The 17,335-nt window shown below is 71.3% G+C and carries 16 protein-coding genes; 12 read left to right on the forward strand and 4 right to left on the reverse strand.

All coding sequences use genetic code 11. The features are described from left to right. Positions 1–2: 2 nt before the first annotated feature. A complete protein-coding gene (gene fbaA / locus DEU32_RS00680; RefSeq protein WP_114849170.1) occupies positions 3–1,031 on the reverse strand; it encodes a class II fructose-bisphosphate aldolase in 1,029 nt (342 codons plus the stop codon). 121 nt (positions 1,032–1,152) lie between these two features. Here fbaA and glpX point away from each other — a divergent pair, with 121 nt between their 5' ends. Further along, on the forward strand, positions 1,153–2,142 hold the full coding sequence (glpX, locus tag DEU32_RS00685) for a class II fructose-bisphosphatase (RefSeq protein ID WP_114848921.1): 990 nt from the start codon (positions 1,153–1,155) through the stop codon (positions 2,140–2,142). Positions 2,143–2,243: 101 nt separating this feature from the next. Here the strand turns inward: glpX and DEU32_RS00690 are convergent, their stop codons facing one another. Continuing rightward, positions 2,244–3,506: a DNA recombination protein RmuC gene (locus DEU32_RS00690; RefSeq protein WP_114848922.1), complete on the reverse strand. Its 1,263-nt coding sequence runs from the start codon at positions 3,504–3,506 to the stop codon at positions 2,244–2,246. A 154-nt stretch (positions 3,507–3,660) separates the two neighbouring features. On the opposite strand from DEU32_RS00690, the gene iolC reads away from it, so the two are divergent. From iolC to DEU32_RS00745, 11 genes are all read left to right on the forward strand, one after another. Then, positions 3,661–4,662 (forward strand): 5-dehydro-2-deoxygluconokinase, encoded by a 1,002-nt coding sequence (gene iolC / locus DEU32_RS00695; RefSeq protein ID WP_114848923.1) that lies wholly within the window; start codon positions 3,661–3,663, stop codon positions 4,660–4,662. Further along, a complete protein-coding gene (locus DEU32_RS00700) occupies positions 4,655–5,650 on the forward strand; it encodes a class I fructose-bisphosphate aldolase (protein ID WP_258554736.1) in 996 nt (331 codons plus the stop codon). Before iolC ends, DEU32_RS00700 begins: the two co-directional genes overlap by 8 nt. Continuing rightward, complete coding sequence (locus DEU32_RS00705) at positions 5,647–7,191, forward strand: CoA-acylating methylmalonate-semialdehyde dehydrogenase (RefSeq protein WP_114848924.1); 1,545 nt, start codon at positions 5,647–5,649, stop codon at positions 7,189–7,191. Before DEU32_RS00700 ends, DEU32_RS00705 begins: the two co-directional genes overlap by 4 nt. An 8-nt stretch (positions 7,192–7,199) precedes the next feature. Further along, positions 7,200–8,102, forward strand: a complete 903-nt coding sequence (gene iolB, locus DEU32_RS00710; protein WP_058741748.1) for a 5-deoxy-glucuronate isomerase — start codon at positions 7,200–7,202, stop codon at positions 8,100–8,102. Further along, positions 8,099–9,994, forward strand: a complete 1,896-nt coding sequence (gene iolD, locus DEU32_RS00715; protein ID WP_114848925.1) for a 3D-(3,5/4)-trihydroxycyclohexane-1,2-dione acylhydrolase (decyclizing) — start codon at positions 8,099–8,101, stop codon at positions 9,992–9,994. Before iolB ends, iolD begins: the two co-directional genes overlap by 4 nt. A 37-nt stretch (positions 9,995–10,031) precedes the next feature. After that, on the forward strand, positions 10,032–10,952 hold the full coding sequence (locus tag DEU32_RS00720) for a sugar phosphate isomerase/epimerase (RefSeq protein WP_114848926.1): 921 nt from the start codon (positions 10,032–10,034) through the stop codon (positions 10,950–10,952). Between the two features lie 41 nt (positions 10,953–10,993). Next, the gene (locus tag DEU32_RS00725; protein ID WP_114848927.1) at positions 10,994–12,055 is read left to right on the forward strand and encodes a Gfo/Idh/MocA family protein; all 1,062 of its coding nucleotides are present in this window, start codon (positions 10,994–10,996) and stop codon (positions 12,053–12,055) included. After that, positions 12,055–12,924, forward strand: a complete 870-nt coding sequence (locus DEU32_RS00730) for a sugar phosphate isomerase/epimerase family protein (RefSeq protein ID WP_114848928.1) — start codon at positions 12,055–12,057, stop codon at positions 12,922–12,924. The genes DEU32_RS00725 and DEU32_RS00730 overlap by 1 nt, the downstream gene beginning before the upstream one ends. Beyond that, the gene (locus DEU32_RS00735; protein ID WP_114848929.1) at positions 12,921–14,036 is read left to right on the forward strand and encodes a transaldolase family protein; all 1,116 of its coding nucleotides are present in this window, start codon (positions 12,921–12,923) and stop codon (positions 14,034–14,036) included. Before DEU32_RS00730 ends, DEU32_RS00735 begins: the two co-directional genes overlap by 4 nt. Then, a complete protein-coding gene (locus DEU32_RS00740) occupies positions 14,033–15,253 on the forward strand; it encodes a Gfo/Idh/MocA family protein (RefSeq protein ID WP_114848930.1) in 1,221 nt (406 codons plus the stop codon). Before DEU32_RS00735 ends, DEU32_RS00740 begins: the two co-directional genes overlap by 4 nt. Before the next feature lie 103 nt (positions 15,254–15,356). Next, positions 15,357–15,764, forward strand: coding sequence for a tautomerase family protein (locus tag DEU32_RS00745; RefSeq protein ID WP_114848931.1), 408 nt, complete (start codon positions 15,357–15,359; stop codon positions 15,762–15,764). 33 nt (positions 15,765–15,797) lie between these two features. Here the strand turns inward: DEU32_RS00745 and DEU32_RS00750 are convergent, their stop codons facing one another. Both DEU32_RS00750 and DEU32_RS00755 read right to left on the reverse strand, forming a co-directional pair. Continuing rightward, entirely contained in the window at positions 15,798–16,556 is a 759-nt protein-coding gene (locus tag DEU32_RS00750; protein WP_114848932.1) for a GntR family transcriptional regulator, read from the reverse strand. Positions 16,557–16,651: 95 nt separating this feature from the next. Then, entirely contained in the window at positions 16,652–17,326 is a 675-nt protein-coding gene (locus tag DEU32_RS00755) for an exonuclease domain-containing protein (protein WP_254631644.1), read from the reverse strand. Between the last annotated feature and the right edge of the window lie 9 nt (positions 17,327–17,335).

Raw genomic sequence — 17,335 nt, forward strand, 5'->3', positions numbered from 1 at the left:
GACTAGCCCTTGGTGTGCCCGGCCGAGCCGAGGACCTTCGCCGCCTCGCCGACGCGGGCCGCCATGGCCGTCTCGGCCACCTTGCCCCAGGCGCGGGGGTCGTACTGCTTCTTGTTGCCGACCTCGCCGTCGACCTTCAACACGCCCTCGTAGTTCCGGAACATCGAGTCGGCGATCGAGCGCGTGAACGCGTACTGCGTGTCCGTGTCGATGTTCATCTTGATGACGCCGTTGCGGACGGCCTCGTGGATCTCGTCGTCGGTCGAGCCGGAGCCGCCGTGGAAGACCAGGTCGAGCGGGTTCTCGCCGGTGCCGTGCTTCTCGGCGACGGAACGCTGGATCTCGCCGAGGAGCTCCGGACGCAGCTTGACGCCCCCCGGCTTGTACACGCCGTGCACGTTGCCGAAGGTGAGCGCCGCGATCCAGCGACCCTGGTCGCCCAGGCCGAGCGCGTCGACGACCTTCTCGACGTCGTTCGGGGTCGTGTAGAGCGCGTCGTTCGTGCCCTCGTGCTGGACGCCGTCCTCCTCGCCGCCGACGACGCCGATCTCGACCTCGAGGATCGCGTTGATGTTCCGCGTCTTCTCGATCATGGTCTTGGCGATCTCGATGTTCTCGTCGAGCGGCACCGCGGAGCCGTCCCACATGTGCGACTGGAAGATCGGGTTGCGGCCCTGGCGGACCTCTTCCTCGCTCGCGGCGATGAGCGGCAGGACGAAGCCGTCGAGGGCGTCCTTCGGGCAGTGGTCGGTGTGCAGCGCGACCGTGATGTCGTAGTTCTTCGCGACCTCGTGGGCGAAGCGCGCCATCGCGAGGGCGCCGGCAGCGCGGTTCTTCACGGTGTGGCCGGCGAAGTAGTCGGCGCCGCCCGTCGTCACCTGGAGGATGCCGTCCGAGCCGGCTTCCTGGAGTCCCTGGAGGACGGCGTTGATCGTCTGCGAGGAGGACACGTTCACCGCGGGGTAGGCGAACTTGCCGGCCTTCGCTCGTTCGAGCATCTCGGCGTACTGTTCCGGCGTTGCGATGGGCACTGCGATCTCCTTCGACGTGGTGGTGTCCACGCCGAGCCTAGTCAGGCGGACTGGAGGCGTTACGGGTGCACGTCCGTGCACCCGGTGCGGCTCCTGTGAGGGCGGTGGGTAGGCTCTGGTCGTGACTCCCAGCACTGAGACCGGTTCCCTGTTCCTCCAGCCCGACCGCAACCTGGCGCTCGAGCTCGTGCGTGCGACGGAGGCCGCCGCGATCCGTGCGCAGCCGTGGGTGGGTCGGGGCGAGAAGAACCTCGCGGACGGTGCCGCCGTCGACGCGATGCGCAAGTTCCTCGGCACCGTGAACTTCGACGGCGTGGTCGTCATCGGTGAGGGCGAGAAGGACAACGCCCCGATGCTCTACAACGGCGAGCACGTCGGCAACGGCCACGGCCCGGCCTGCGACATCGCGGTCGACCCGATCGACGGCACCTCGCTCACCGCCGCCGGTCGACAGAACGCGATCTCGGTGATGGCCGTCTCGGACCGCGGCTCGATGTACGACCCGTCGGCCGTGTTCTACATGGACAAGATCGCCGCCGGGCCCGAGGGTCGTGGGGTCCTCGACCTGGAGAAGCCGATCGGCGAGAACATCCGCGCCCTGGCGAAGGCGAAGCACAAGGACATCGAGGACATGCAGATCGCCGTCCTCGACCGGCCCCGCCACGACGAGCTGATCCGCGCGATCCGTGCGACCGGTGCCGGCACGCGCCTGCTGCTCGACGGTGACGTCGCGGGCGGCATCTCGGCGGCGCTGCCCGGCTCGAAGATCGACATGTGCGTCGGTGTCGGCGGGACCCCGGAGGGCATCATCACCGCGTGCGCGATCAAGGCGCTCGGCGGCGTGATCCTCGGCAAGCTCCAGCCCAAGGACGACGAGGAGCGCCAGAAGGCGATCGACGCCGGGCACGACCTGGACAAGGTCCTCGACCAGGACGACCTCGTCACGGGCGACAACACGTTCTTCGTCGCGACCGGTGTCACCGACGGTGTCCTCGTCGACGGTGTCCGCCGTTCACGCGGTGTCATCCACACGGACTCGCTCGTGCTGCGGTCCCGCTCGAACACGATCCGCCGGATCCAGGCTGACCACCGCGCCGAGAAGTGGTTCTGATCCGCCGCACGTGACGGGGATCGCACCCCCAGGCTGACATCGCACCCCGTCTCGGCGGGGTGCGATGTTCGTTCCCGGGTGCAACGCGCCGCAGCGGCCGCTCAGTCCTCGTCGAGCGCCCCGACCAGCTCCGGCGCCGTGAGCAACCGCGGCTCGTCCTCGATCGACACGGGGTCGGCGATGACCTTCGACTCGTCGAGCAGCGACAGCCGCCGGGCACTCGGCAGCACCTGGCGCTCGAGCGACCCCACGAACCGGTTGTAGTCGACCACGGACCCCCGGATGGCCCGTCCGAGCTTGTCCACGTGCCCACCGAGGGTCGCGAGTCGGCCGTACAGCTCGCGCGACACCGTGAGGAGCTCGCGCGCCTCGGCGGTGACGACGTCCTGCTGCCAGGAGAACGCCACGGTCTTCAGGACCGACCAGAGCGTGACGGGCGAGGCGAGGGCGATCCGCTTCCGGAAGGCGTGGTCGAGCAGCCCGGGGTCGGCGGCGAGGGCACTCGAGATGAGCGACTCGGACGGGATGAACGCGATGGTGAGCTCGGGGGAGGCGTCGTACCCGGACCAGTACTCGCGCGCAGCGAGGGCGTCGACGTGCGCCCGGAGCGCCTTGACGTGCTGCGCGACGAGCTGGTCGCGCCGCGCGCCCTCGGCGCCGGTGGCTCCCGCCGGGATCTCCGCCGCCTGCAGGTAGGCGCTGAAGGGCACCTTGGCGTCGACGGCGATCGTCTTGCCGCCGGGCAGGTGCACGACCATGTCGGGTCGAGCCGCGCCGGCCGACGTGGTGACGGCGGACTGCACGTCGAAGTCCACGCGCTCGAGCAGCCCGGCCGCCTCGACCACGTTCCGCAGCTGGGTCTCGCCCCAGACGCCCCGCGTGCTGTTCGAGGACAGGGCGCTCGCGAGCGTGTCGGCGGTGGCGCGCAGCCGTTCCTCGGACTCGGCGGCGGACCGCAGCTGTGCGGAGAGCGCGCCGTACTGCTCGCTGCGGGACTGCTCGAGCTCGGCGATCTTGGCGCGCATGACGTCGAGGGTCTGCGCGACGGGGCTCAGCGCCGAGAGCACCTTCGACTCGCCCTGCTGGCGCGCCGCGTCCACCCCGTGCATCCGCTGCAGCAGGTGCTCGAGCTCGGCGGCCCGGCGTTCGAGCGAGTCGACCTGCCGCCGGTACTGGGCGTCCTGCGCGTCGAGCCGCTCCTCGGCGTCGGAGCGGACCGTGTCGAGCTGCGCGCGCAGCGCGTCGGCCGTCGCATGTGCGGCGGCCGCGTCGACGCCGGCCCGGGAGCGGGCGAGCGACCAGGCGACGACGGCGCCGACGGCGGCGCCGAGCACGAGACCGATGACCAGCGCGAGGATCTGCATGACGCAACCGTGGCAGTGCCCACCGACACCGTGCCTCCAAGCCGGCGGTGTGGCGTCGCCAACCTGGGCCGATCCATGTAATGACATTCGGCCAAACGCGGTGTACAGTCGTGACCGTCCGACGATGAAGCCGCACGGAAGGTCCCCGCGTCGCATGACCGATGAAGCCCCCCACGCACACGACGTGATCACCATGGGCCGCGTGTCCGTCGACATCTACCCGCAGCAGACCGGCCCGCTCGAGGACGTCACGACCTTCTCGAAGTCGGTCGGAGGCAGCGCCACGAACGTCGCCATCGCCGCCGCACGGCACGGTGCCGACGCCGCCGTGATCACCCGCACGGGCGACGACCCGTTCGGTCGCTACATCGCTCGGACACTGCCCGAGTTCGGCGTCGCGAACACGTTCGTGGAGACCGTCGCGGGGCTCAACACCCCCGTCGCGTTCTGCGAGGTGTTCCCGCCGGACGACTTCCCGCTGTACTTCTACCGGGCCCCGAAGGCGCCGGACCTGATGATCACCACGAAGTCCCTGCCGCTGCACGAGATCGAGCGCGCGCGGGTCTTCTGGACCACGGTCACGGGCCTCAGCGAGGAGCCGAGCCGCAGCGCCCACCACGCGGCATTGAGGGCGCGGACCGCCTCGACGGCCGCCACGAAGGCGCACACCGTGCTCGACCTGGACTACCGGGCGATGTTCTGGTCGAACCCCGCGGCGGCGACGCGCGAGGTCGCCGTCGCCCTGGAGCACGCGACCGTCGCCGTCGGCAACCGCGAGGAGTGCGAGGTCGCGGTGGGGGAGACCGACCCGGTCCGCGCGGCCGACGCCCTGCTCGAACGGGGCGTCGAGGTCGCGATCGTGAAGCAGGGCCCCAAGGGCGTGCTCGCCAAGACCCGCGACGAGGTGGTCGAGTTCCGCCCCCACACCATCGACGTCGTCAACGGCCTGGGGTCGGGCGACGGGTTCGGGGGCGCGCTCGTGCACGGCCTGCTGCAGGGGTGGTCGCTCGACCGCACCCTCGCGTTCGCGAACGCTGCCGGGGCCATCGTCGCCACCCGCTTCGAGTGCTCGACGGCGATGCCGACGAGCGACGAGATCGAGCAGTTCCTGCAGGAGAACCCCGTGCAGCCCACCAAGGAGGACGTCGATGCCTGAGATCAGCTCCGCCGACTTCGCCCGCCTGCGCGACCTGCGGGCCGGTGCACCGGAGCGGGTCGCGGACGTGCTCCGCACCCGCACCCGTCGCCCGCTGCTCGCCGACGACGGCAAGCTCTTCATCGTCGCCGCCGACCATCCGGCGCGCGGCGCCCTGGCGGTCGGGTCGGACGCCATGGCCATGGCCGACCGCTACGACCTGCTCGAGCGGCTCGTCGTCGCCCTCGGCCGGCCGGGCGTCGACGGGGTGCTCGGGACGCCGGACGTCCTCGAGGACCTCGCGCTCCTCGGCGCACTCGACGGCAAGGTCGTCGTCGGGTCGATGAACCGCGGCGGACTCCGCGGCGCGACGTTCGAGCTCGACGACCGCTACACCGCGTACTCCGCGCAGGCGATCAAGGACGCCGGGCTCGACTTCGCGAAGCTGCTGGTCCGCGTGGCCCTCGAGGACGCCGGCACCGTCGCGACCCTCGAGGCGACGGCGAAGGCGGTCAGCGAGGCCGCCGCGCTGCAGCTGCCGATCATGCTCGAGCCGTTCATGTCCTCGTGGCGCGACGGCAGGGTCGTCAACGACCTGTCGGCCGACGCGGTGATCACGTCGATGGCCATCGCCGCCGGACTCGGCGAGTCGAGTGCCTACAGCTGGCTGAAGATCCCGGTCGTCGACGACATGGCGCGCGTGATGGCGGCGACCACGCTGCCGACGTTGCTGCTCGGCGGCGACCCCTCCGGCAGCCCGGACGAGACGTACGCGACGTGGGCCGACGCCCTCGCGCTCCCCGGGGTCCGCGGACTGGTCGTCGGGCGCACCCTCCTCTACCCCCGGGACGGCGACGTGGCCGCGGCCGTCGACGTCGCCGCGTCCCTCGTCCACGGCCAGGAGGACCGGGGCCGGTCCGCCGCACCGGCGCACGTCCCGCACTCCTCGACCCCGGCACCCGCCCAGCAGATCCCGCCCCTGTCCGTCCCGGAAGGAAGCAACGCATGACCACCACCGAGTCGACCGACCAGCGGTCCGGCACCACGACCGTCGGCCACTGGATCGACGGGGAGCACGTCACCTCGACCTCCGGTCGGACGGCGCCCGTGTACGACCCGGCGCTCGGCGTCGTGACGAAGCAGGTCGCCCTCGCGGACCAGGCCGAGATCCAGCGCGCGATCGCCAGCGCCAAGGCGGCCTTCCCGGCGTGGGCCGACCTGTCGCTCACCAAGCGCCAGCAGGTCCTCTTCGCCTTCCGCGAGATCCTGAACCGCGACAAGGCCGAGCTGGCCGAGATCATCACCAGCGAGCACGGCAAGGTCGTCTCGGACGCGCTCGGCGAGATCGCCCGCGGACAGGAGGTCGTGGAGCTCGCGACGAACATCCCGTCGCTCATGAAGGGCGAGTTCTCCGACCAGGTCTCGACCGGGATCGACGTCTACTCGATCCGGCAGCCGCTCGGCGTCGTCGGCATCATCTCGCCGTTCAACTTCCCGGCGATGGTCCCGCTCTGGTTCCTGCCGATCGCGATCGCAGCCGGCAACACCGTCGTGCTGAAGCCGAGCGAGAAGGACCCGTCCGCGGCGATCTGGCTCGCGCGGAAGTTCCAGGAGGCCGGGCTGCCCGACGGTGTCTTCACCGTGCTGAACGGCGACAAGGAGTCGGTCGATGGCCTGCTCACGAGCCCCGACGTCGAGTCGATCTCGTTCGTCGGCTCGACCCCCATCGCGCAGTACGTCTACGAGACGGGCACGAAGCACGGCAAGCGCGTGCAGGCCCTCGGCGGCGCGAAGAACCACATGCTCGTGCTGCCGGACGCCGACCTCGACCTCGTCGCGGACAACGCGATCAACGCGGGCTTCGGCTCCGCGGGTGAGCGCTGCATGGCGATCTCGGTCGTCGTCGCCGTCGAGCCGGTCGCCGACGAGCTCATCGCGAAGATCACGGAGCGCGCGGCGACGCTGCGCATCGGGGACGGGCGCCGTGGCTGCGACATGGGCCCGCTCGTCACCGAGCAGCACCGCGACAAGGTCGCCTCGTACATCGAGGTCGCCGAGCAGGACGGTGCGGTGGTCGTGGTGGACGGCCGCACCGTCCGACCCGACGGCGACGAGAACGGCTTCTGGCTCGGGCCGACGCTGATCGACCGGGTGCCGACGACCAGCCGCGTGTACACCGAGGAGATCTTCGGCCCGGTGCTGTCGGTCGTCCGCGTGCAGTCCTACGAGGAGGGCCTCGAGCTCATCAACTCCGGCGCGTACGGCAACGGCACGGCGATCTTCACGAACGACGGCGGCGCCGCCCGGCGCTTCCAGCGCGACGTGCAGGTCGGCATGATCGGCATCAACGTCCCGATCCCCGTGCCGGTCGCGTACTACTCGTTCGGCGGCTGGAAGAACTCGCTGTTCGGCGACCACAAGGCGTACGGCGCCGACGGCGTGAGCTTCTTCACGCGGCAGAAGGCGATCACCTCCCGTTGGGCAGATCCGGCCGAGAGGGGTGGTCCCTCGCACGGCGGGATCAATCTCGGCTTCCCGTCGAACGGCTGACCCAACCGATGGCTGGACAGCACTGGTTCAACCCGCGCGGCAGCCGGCCGGAGGCCGGCTGGACCGACGTCGTGGACGGACGCATCGCGGGGTGGGAGCACACGGGTCTGCGGACCGGCACGGTGTCCGACGGGGCCGAGCTGCGCCTCCCGGCCGCTGCCGTGGAGCGCATGGTCGTGCCGCTCTCGGGGAGCTTCCACGTCACCTGGTCCGGTGCCGAGAACGGCGAGCAGGGCCTGGAGGGACGTGGCGGGGTCTTCGAGGGACCGACCGACGTCCTGTACCTGGGGTCCGGACTGCAGGCGCAGATCACCGGATCCGGACGGGTCGCGGTGGCCGAGGCGCCCACCGACGTCGTCAAGCCGGTCGCGTACATCGCGAAGGCCGATGTCCCCGTCGAGCTCCGCGGGGCCGGACAATCGTCGCGGCAGGTGCACAACTTCGGCACCCCGGCCGGGCTCGACGCGGTGAAGCTCCTGGCGTGCGAGGTGATCACGCCGGCCGGCAACTGGTCGTCGTACCCGCCGCACAAGCACGACACGCACCGTGACGGCGAGGAGTCGAACCTCGAGGAGATCTACTACTACGAGGTCGACGTGGCCCGCGGCGTGGACGCCCCCGCCGGCGCCGAGCCCTTCGCCCTGCACCGCACGTACGCCTCCGACGACCGTCCGATCGACGAGTTCCGTCAGGTCCGCACCGGCGACGTCGCCCTGGTGCCGTACGGCTGGCACGGTCCCGCGGTCGCCGCACCGGGCTACGACATGTACTACCTGAACGTGATGGCCGGGCCCGACCCGGAGCGCGTCTGGAACATCACCGACGACCCCGCGCACGGCTGGGTCCGCCAGGTGTGGGACACCGAGACGATCGACCCGCGCCTGCCCTACGGAGAGGACACCGCCCGATGAACACCCGTCGGATGACCGTCGGCCAGGCCCTGGTCGAGTTCCTGGCGAACCAGTGGACCGTCGACGGCGACCACCGCGAGCGGACCGTCCCCGGGATCTTCGGGATCTTCGGGCACGGCAACGTCGCCGGGCTCGGGCAGGCGATCAAGCAGCTGCACGTCGAGCAACCCGGTCTGCTGCCGTACCACCAGGCGCGCAACGAGCAGGCGATGGTGCACCAGTCCGTCGGCTTCGCCCGCATGCACCGCCGCCGCGCGACCTTCGCCGCGACGGCCTCGGTCGGCCCCGGTGCGGCGAACATGCTGACCGCCGCGGCGCTCGCCACGACGAACCGGCTCCCGGCACTGCTGCTGCCGTCGGACACCTTCGCGACGCGGACCACCGACCCCGTGCTGCAGCAGATCGAGCTGCCGCACGACACCTCGCTCCAGGTGACGGACGCGTTCCGCCCGCTGTCGCGCTACTTCGACCGGGTGGAGCGACCTGAGCAGCTGTTCTCGATCGCCCTCGCGGCGATGCGCGTGCTGACCGACCCGGCCGAGACCGGCGCCGTGACCATCGCGCTGCCCGAGGACGTCCAGGCCGAGGCGCTCGACGTCCCGGTCGCGTTCCTGCAGCCCCGCGAGTGGCACATCCGACGGCCGCTGCCCGAGCGCGGGCCGCTCGCCCGCGCGGTCGCGGCCATCCGGGCGGCGGAGCGCCCCGTGGTCGTCGCCGGCGGCGGCGTGCTCTACGCCGACGCGGCCGACGCGCTGCGGGAGTTCGTCGAGGCGACGGGCATTCCGGTCGGCACGTCCCAGGCCGGCGGTGGTGCCCTCGCGTGGGACCACCCGCAGTACCTCGGCGGCATCGGCGCGACGGGCACGGCCGCGGCCAACGCCGTCGCGGCGCAGGCCGACGTCGTGATCGGGATCGGCACGCGGTACAGCGACTTCACGACCGCGTCCCGGACCGCGTTCCAGGACCCCGACGTCACCTTCGTCAACGTGAACGTGGCGTCCTTCGACGCCTACAAGCACGGGTCGCAGCTGCCGGTGATCGCCGACGCCCGCGAGACCCTGACCGCCCTGACGGCCGAGCTCGCGTCGTACTCGGTGGACGCCGGGTACGCCGACGAGATCGCGACGCGCAAGGCCGAGTGGGACGCGGTCGTCGACGCCGCACTCGCACCGTCCGGCAACGCGCTGCCCGGGCAGGCCGAGATCATCGGCGCCGTCCAGCGCGCGTCCGACCCGCGGGACGTCGTCATCCAGGCGGCCGGGTCGCTCCCGGGCGACCTGCACAAGCTGTGGCGGGTGCGCGACGAGCTCGGCTACCACGTCGAGTACGCGTTCTCGTGCATGGGCTACGAGATCGCCGGCGGGATCGGTGTCCGACGTGCCGCCCCCGACCGCGACGCGATCGTGATGGTCGGCGACGGCTCGTACCTGATGCTGCACACCGAGCTCGTCACCGCCGTGGCCGAGGGCATCAAGATCGTCGTCGTCCTCATCCAGAACCACGGGTACGCGTCGATCGGGCACCTGTCCGAGACCGTCGGGTCCGAGCGGTACGGCACGAAGTACCGCTACCTGGACGAGACGCAGTCGTTCGAGAACGGCGACCCGCTGCCCGTCGACCTCGCCGCGAACGCCCGCTCGTACGGCGTCGACGTGATCGAAGTGCAGCCGGGGCCGGACGTGATCGCCGACCTCGAGGCCGCCGTCCGCCAGGCCAAGGCGAACGACCACACCACGCTCGTGCACGTCGACTCCGACCCGCTCGTCTACGCCCCGGACGGCCACGGCTGGTGGGACGTCCCGGTCGCCCAGACCTCGACCCTGCCGAGCACCCAGCAGGCCCGCGCCGAGTACGAGCAGCAGGTCGCCGCCCAGCGCCCGCTGCTCGGCTGAGACACCCGCCCACCACTGCAGAGAGACACCACCCGCCATGACCGAAACCCCTGCCGCCTCGATCCGCATCGGCACCGCTCCCGACTCGTGGGGCGTGTGGTTCGCGGACGACCCGAACCAGGTGCCGTGGCAGCGCTTCCTGGACGAAGCCGCCGCCGCCGGGTACCGGTGGATCGAGCTCGGCCCCTACGGCTACCTGCCGACCGACCCCGCGCAGCTGTCCGACGAGCTCGAGTCCCGCGGACTCCGGCTGTCCGCCGGCACCGTGTTCACGGGCTTCCACAAGGGCGAGGACCAGTTCCAGCGCGCATGGGACCAGGCGGTCAAGGTCGCCGGGCTCGCCGCCGCGCTCGGTGCCGAGCACCTGGTCACGATCCCCGACCTGTGGCGCTCGGACGCCACCGCCGAGGTGCTCGAGTCCCGGACGCTGACCGACGAGCAGTGGGAGCGGCTCGGGAAGGGGCACGACCAGCTCGGCAAGGCGCTCCTCGAGGAGTACGGCGTCCACCAGCAGTTCCACACCCACGCCGACAGCCACGTCGGGACCTACCGCGAGACCGTGCGGTTCCTGTCGGAGACGGACCCCGCGTACACGAACCTCTGCCTGGACACGGGTCACTTCGCCTACTACGGCGGCGACAACCTCAAGCTCATCGCCGAACACCCCGAGCGCATCGGCTACCTGCACCTCAAGCAGGTCGACACCGACCTGCTGTTCGACGTCCTGAAGAACGACGTCCCGTTCGGCGACGCCGTCGCGCAGGGGATCATGACCGAGCCCCCGCACGGCACCCCCGAGCTGGCACCGATCATCGAGGCCGTCGCCGCGATCAACCCGCAGATCTTCGGGATCGTCGAGCAGGACATGTACGGCTGCTCGGTCGACGCCCCCGGCCCGATCGCCGAGCGCACGTTCCAGCACATCTTCGGCTCGACCGCCGCCGCCCGCGTCTCCTGACGCACCGCCAGCACCGCGTCCAACCCCTCCAGGAGCACCCCATGAGCAGCAACCAGAACCTCCGCGTCGCCGTCGTCGGCGCCGGCATGATGGGCGCCGACCACGTCCGTCGGATCACCGCGAAGATCTCGAACGCCGACGTCGTCGCCGTCGTCGAGCCCGACCAGGTGCGCGCGCAGGCCGCCGCCGCCCTCGCCCCCGGCGCGGTCACGGCCGCGTCCTTCGACGAGGCGCTCGCCGCGACCGAGATCGACGCCGTCGTGATCGCGACGCCGGGCTTCCTGCACGAGCCGATCCTGGTGACCGCGCTCGAGCGCGGGCTCACCGTGCTGTGCGAGAAGCCCCTGACGACGAGCGCCGAGGACTCGCTGCGCATCGTCGAGCTCGAGCAGCAGCACGCCGACCACCCGGTCATCCAGGTCGGCTTCATGCGCCGGTTCGACGCCGGCTACCAGGAGCTCCGGGCGCTCCGGGAGTCCGGGGCGAACGGCGCCCTGCTGGCCCTGCACCACGCCCACCGCAACCCGACGACCCCGCCGAACTTCAGCGAGTCGATGCTCATCCACGACTCGGTGATCCACGAGATCGACATCATCCCCTTCCTGACCGGCGAGGCGATCACGAGCGTCGAGGTCAAGAAGCCGCGGAAGAACTCGCTCGCGCCGGCGGACCTTCCCGAGCCGCAGTTCGTGCTGTTCACCACCGAGTCGGGGACGATGGCGATCGTCGAGATCAACGTGAACGCTCAGTTCGGCTACCAGGTCACGACCGACGCGGTCTTCGAGTCCGGGGTCGCGTACATCGGCCGGGACAACTCGCCGACCATCGTGTCCGCCGGCCAGTCGTCGCAGGGCGTCACGCCGTCGTACAAGGAGCGCTTCGGTGCCGCCTACGACGAAGAGGTGCAGCGCTGGGTGGACGCCGCGCGGAACGGCGGCATCGACGGGCCGAGCGCCTGGGACGGGTACACGGCGTCCGTCGTGGCCGAGGTCGCCGTGCGCGCCCAGCAGTCCGGCGCGCACGAGACGGTCGAGTACGCGCTGACGAAGCCCGCGTTCTACGACACCGCGGCCCAGCGCGAGCCGGCGACCGCGGAGGCCTGATGCCGAAGATCGCTCTCGACCCCACTCCGTTCCACCACGACCTGTCGCTGCTGGAGTTCCCGCAGAAGGTCGCGGACCTCGGGTACGAGTACCTCCAGCTGACACCGCACAAGGACTTCATCCCGTTCTACCGGCACCCGAAGGCGGACGACGACCTCGTCGACGCGTTCGCCGCAGCGTGCCGCGACGCCGGGGTGCAGGTGGCGAGCGTCCTGCCCGTGCTCCGCTGGTCCGGCCCGGACCGCGACGCCCGAGAGGCCGCGGTGACCAAGTGGAAGCGGATCATCGAGATCACGAAGCGGCTCGGCGTCGACACGATCAACACCGAGTTCTCCGGGCGACCGGAGCGTGCGGAGGAGTCCGAGGACGCCTTCTACCGCTCGATGGAGGAGCTCCTGCCGATCATCGAGTCGTCCGACCTGCGCGTCCTCATCGACCCGCACCCCGACGACTTCGTCGAGGACGGCCTCGAGGCCCTGCGGGTGATCCGCGGGCTCAACTCGAAGCACGTCGGCTTCGTCTACGTCGCCTGCCACACCTTCCACTACGGCGGCGACATGGACGCGATCATGGACGCCGCGGGGGACTCGCTCCAGCTCGTGCACGTCGCGGACGCGTACGACCACCGTCGCTCGCACGGCCTCCGGTACATCTCGAACCCGCCGGGGAACACCGCGCGCGTGCACCAACACCTGCCGGTCGGACAGGCCGACGTCGACTTCGACGCCTTCTGGGTGGGCCTGGCACGCATCGGCTTCACCGACCGGGACGACACCGTCGCCGTGTCGAGCGTCTTCGCCGAGGACGAGAACGCCGACGCGGTGTCCCGCTCCCAGCTCGACGCGATCACGAAGGGACTCACCCGATGACCAGCACGCTCGAGACGGCTGCCGACCGGGCCGCCGCGGACCCCCGCCCGGTCACCCTGCAGGCCGCGACCGCCACGCCGACGGCGCTCTGGAACGACTCCGCCGACCCGCGCGAGCTGTCCACCGCGATCCACGAGTACGGCGCGGTGGGGGCCACCTGCAACCCGGTCATCGCGTTCACCTGCATCCAGCAGGACCCCGAGCGGTGGGTGCCCCGCATCCGCGAGATCGCCGCGGAGCACCCGACCGCGGGGGAGTCCTGGATCGGCTGGAAGGCGGTCGAGGAGCTCTCGATCGCGGCCGCCGAGCAGCTGCTCCCGGCGTTCGAGGCCTCCGGCGGCCGCAACGGTCGCCTCAGCATGCAGACCGACCCGCGACTGCACCGTGACCGTGACGCGCTGGTGGAGCAGGCCGTCCGGTTCTCCGGGCTCGCGCCGAACATCATCGTGAAGATCCCCGCCACGAAGGTCGGGATCGCCGCGATCGAGGAGGCCGCGTACCGCGGGGTCTCGATCAACGCGACCGTGTCGTTCACGGTGCCGCAGGTGGTCGCCGTCGGCGAGGCGATCGAGCGCGCCCTGGACCGCCGGGCCGCCGACGGACTGCCGGAGCAGGAGTTCGGGCACGTCGTGACGCTCATGGCCGGCCGCTTCGACGACTGGCTGAAGACCGTCGTGGGGCGCGACCACGTGCTCGTCGACCCGGGGATCCTCGAGTGGGCCGGGGTCGCCGCCGTCAAGCAGGCGTACCGGGTGTTCCGCGAGCGCGGGTTCCGGTCGCGGGTGCTCGTCGCGGCCTTCCGGAACGCCCTGCAGTGGTCGGAGTTCCAGGGCGGGGACCTCGTCGTCTCGCCGCCGTTCCAGTGGACGAAGGACATCAACGACAAGGCGTTCCCCTGGCGTCCGGACGCGATCGACGACGAGGTCCCCGCGGACGTCGTCGCGGCCCTCCGTGCGGCCACGCCGGAGTTCGCCCGCGGGTACGACGTCGACGGCATGACGATCGACGAGTTCGACCGCTTCGGCGCGACCGTCACGACGCTGCGGCAGTTCCTGGACGCCGACGCGAAGCTCGACGCCCTGGTGCGCGACATCGTGGTCCCGGCGGCATGACCGCGGACACGATCGGCGTCGGCCTGGTCTCGGTCGGGTGGATGGGGCGGTTGCACTCCCGCGCCTACCGCGCCCTGCCCGACCACTTCCCAGAGCTCGGTGTGCAGCCGCGGCTCGTCGTCGCGGCGGATCCCGTCGAGGCCGCCCGCGACCAGGCGCTCGAGCGGCTGGGGTACGAGCGCGCGGTCGCCGACTGGCGCGAGGTCCTCGCCGACCCCGAGGTCGACGTGGTGTCGATCTGCTCGCCGAACTTCCTGCACCGCGAGGTGGCCGTCGCCGCGGCGGAGGCGGACAAGCCGTTCTGGATCGAGAAGCCGATGGGCCGGTACGCGAGCGACTCGCGGCAGATCCACGAGGCCGTCCAGCGCGCGGGCGTGATCACGAGCGTCGGCTTCAACTACCGGCACGCCCCCGCGATCCAACGGGCCCGCGAGCTCGTCCGGAGCGGTCGGCTCGGACGGATCACGAACGTCCGCGGGGCGTTCCTGGCCGACTACTCGTCCGACCCCGCAGCGCCGCTCACCTGGCGCTTCGAGCGTGAACGGGCCGGCTCCGGGGTCCTCGGCGACCTGCTGTCGCACGGCCTCGACCTGGCGCAGTACGTCGTCGGCCGGATCGCGAGCGTGACCGCCCTCGCCGAGACGTTCATCGAGACCCGTCCGCGCCCCGGGCGGGGGATCGTCGACCGGACGGCGGCGGCGACGGGTGAGCACGGCCCGGTCGAGAACGAGGACTACGCCGCCCTGCTGTTCCGCTTCGAGGACGGCGCGGTCGGCACGATGGACTCGAGCCGGGTGATGCGCGGACCGCACGCCGAGTACGCGCTCGAGGTGTACGGCACGAAGGGGTCCGTCCGCTGGGACTTCCAACGCCTGAACGAGCTCGAGGTCTTCCTCGACGGACAAGAGGTGGCGGGCTACACGACGCACCTCGTCGCTCCGGGGGACGGCGAGTTCGCCCGCTTCCAGCCGGGCGCCGGGACCGCGATGGGGTACGACGACCTCAAGACGATCGAGGCCGCGCAGTTCGTCGCGAGCGTCCGCCGCGGGGAGCAGCTCGCCCCGTCTGTGGCCGACGGCCTGGCGGCCGCGTCGATCGTGGAGGCGGCGGAGGCCTCGCTCGCCGACGGGGCGTGGCACGACGTGGCGCGCGTCGACGGGCCGCTCACCTACCGGGCGGCGACACCGGTGCTGGAGACGCACCGAGAAGCGGACTGAAGGCGTGGTGCAGGCTGGCACCGCGCCTCCAGTCCGTCTCGGGGAGACTTCTGGACCGGTGCTTGTTAGTATGTAATGACAAAGTCCCGAACCAGGAGGCACCATGCCGCTCGTCCGTATCGACCTCGCCACCGGCCGCACCCCCGAGCAGGTCCGCGCGATCGCCGACGCGATCCACACCGCCATCGTCTCGGAGTACGGCATCCCGGAGCGCGACCGCTTCCAGGTGATCACCGAGCACCCCGCACAGCAGATCATCGCGCAGGACGCCGGCCTCGGCTTCGAGCGGACCGAGGGCGTCGTCATCATCCAGGTCTTCACGCAGCGCGGCCGCAGCGACGAGGCGAAGCAGGGCCTCTACCGTGCCGTGCACGACCGGCTCACCGAGGCCGGCGTCGCGAGCGAGGACGTCTTCATCGGCTACGTCGAGAACGGCCCGCAGGACTGGTCGTTCGGGTTCGGCCGCGCCCAGTACGTCACCGGCGAGCTCCACGTCCCCTCCGCGAGCTGACCCGTCCCGGCTCTGTCGGGACCGTCGCACGACCTACTTGTCGACGAGGGTGACCTCGAACGAGTAGCGGTCCGGGCGGTAGCAGTGCACGCCGTACTCCACCGCCCGGCCCGACGCGTCGTACGCCGTCCTGCTCATCGTGAGCACCGGGTCGCCGTCCTCGATCTCGAGCAGGTCGGCCTCGTCGCCGGTCGCCGCACGGGCACCGATCCGCTGCTTCGCGACCCGCATCGTCACGCCCCGGCCGCGCAGCAGCTGGTACAGGCCGTGCGCCTGCAGGTCGGTGTCGGTGATGTCGGTGAACTCCGGCGGCAGGTAGTTCTCGAGCACCGCCATCGGCACGTCCTCGGCGAACCGCACCCGGCGGATGTGGGCGACGACCGTGCCGGGGGCGACGCCGAGGGCCTCGGCCACGACGTCCGAGGCCGGCACGTCGTTCCGTTCCAGCAGCTTCGTCGTCGGCGCCTGCGACCCCTGCGCCAGGTCGTCGTACAGGCTGGTCAGCTCGACCTTCCGCGTGACCGGGCCGTGCACGACCTGCGTGCCGATTCCGCGCCGACGAACGAGCAGCCCCTTGTCGACGAGGTCCTGGATCGCCCGGCGGATCGTCGGCCGCGACAGGCCCAGGCGTTCCCCGAGGGCGATCTCGTTCTCGAGCCGGGCACCGGGGGGCAGGACACCCGAGCGGATCGTCTCCTCGATGCGCGAGGCGACCTGGAAGTACAGGGGCATCGGACCCGACCGGTCCAGGTCCAGGAACAGGTCGGACGGCAGCTGGCCCTCGTTGGTCATCGCGGTCCTTCGGGAAGACGGGGTCGGCGACAGCGCCGGACGGATTGTCGTGACAATACCACCGCGCTGTGCGGCTCCCCGGCGGCCCGCTGGCGTCAGTCGGCGAAGATCATCGGGCGGTTCGACAGGCGCGGCTGCCGCGGCTGCGTCGTCGCCCTGGGCTGCTCGGCACGCGGTCGGACCGGCGCGATGTGCACGCGCGTCGCCGCCCCGAGCGCCTCGACCGTGTCGCACCCGTGCTGGCCGGCGGCGTGCACGACGATGGCGGCGCAGGCCTCGGCGTCCGCGGCCGCGTCGTGGTGCTGGAAGCCGACGTACCCCGCGGCACGCGCGGCCATCGGCAGGCGGTAGGACTCGAGCGCGTAGGTCTTGCGGGCCACCTGCAGGGAGCACAGCGAGTGGTGCTCGGCCAGTTCGGTGCCCGTGGCGGAGCACCCGCCGGCGATCACGCCCATGTCGAAGCGAGCGTTGTGCGCGACGAGGACGTCCCCCTCGGCGAAGGCCACGATGTCCGCGTACTGCTCGGCCCAGCCCTTCGCGCCGACGACGTCCGACGCGACGATGCCGTGGATGCGCGTGTTCCACTCCAGGAAGGCGTCGTGCCCGTCCGGCGGCTGGATGAACCACGACGCCCGATCGACGACCCGGCCGCCGCGGACCTTGACGAGTCCGACGGAGCAGGCGCTGGCGGGCGAGCTGTTCGCGGTCTCGAAGTCGATCGCGGTGAAGTTCAACGGCACGGGCCCGATCGTCGCACGGGGTTCCGACATCCCCCCGTC

It is taken from the genome of Curtobacterium sp. AG1037, from assembly GCF_003349855.1.
Classification (GTDB): Bacteria; Actinomycetota; Actinomycetes; order Actinomycetales; family Microbacteriaceae; genus Curtobacterium; species Curtobacterium citreum.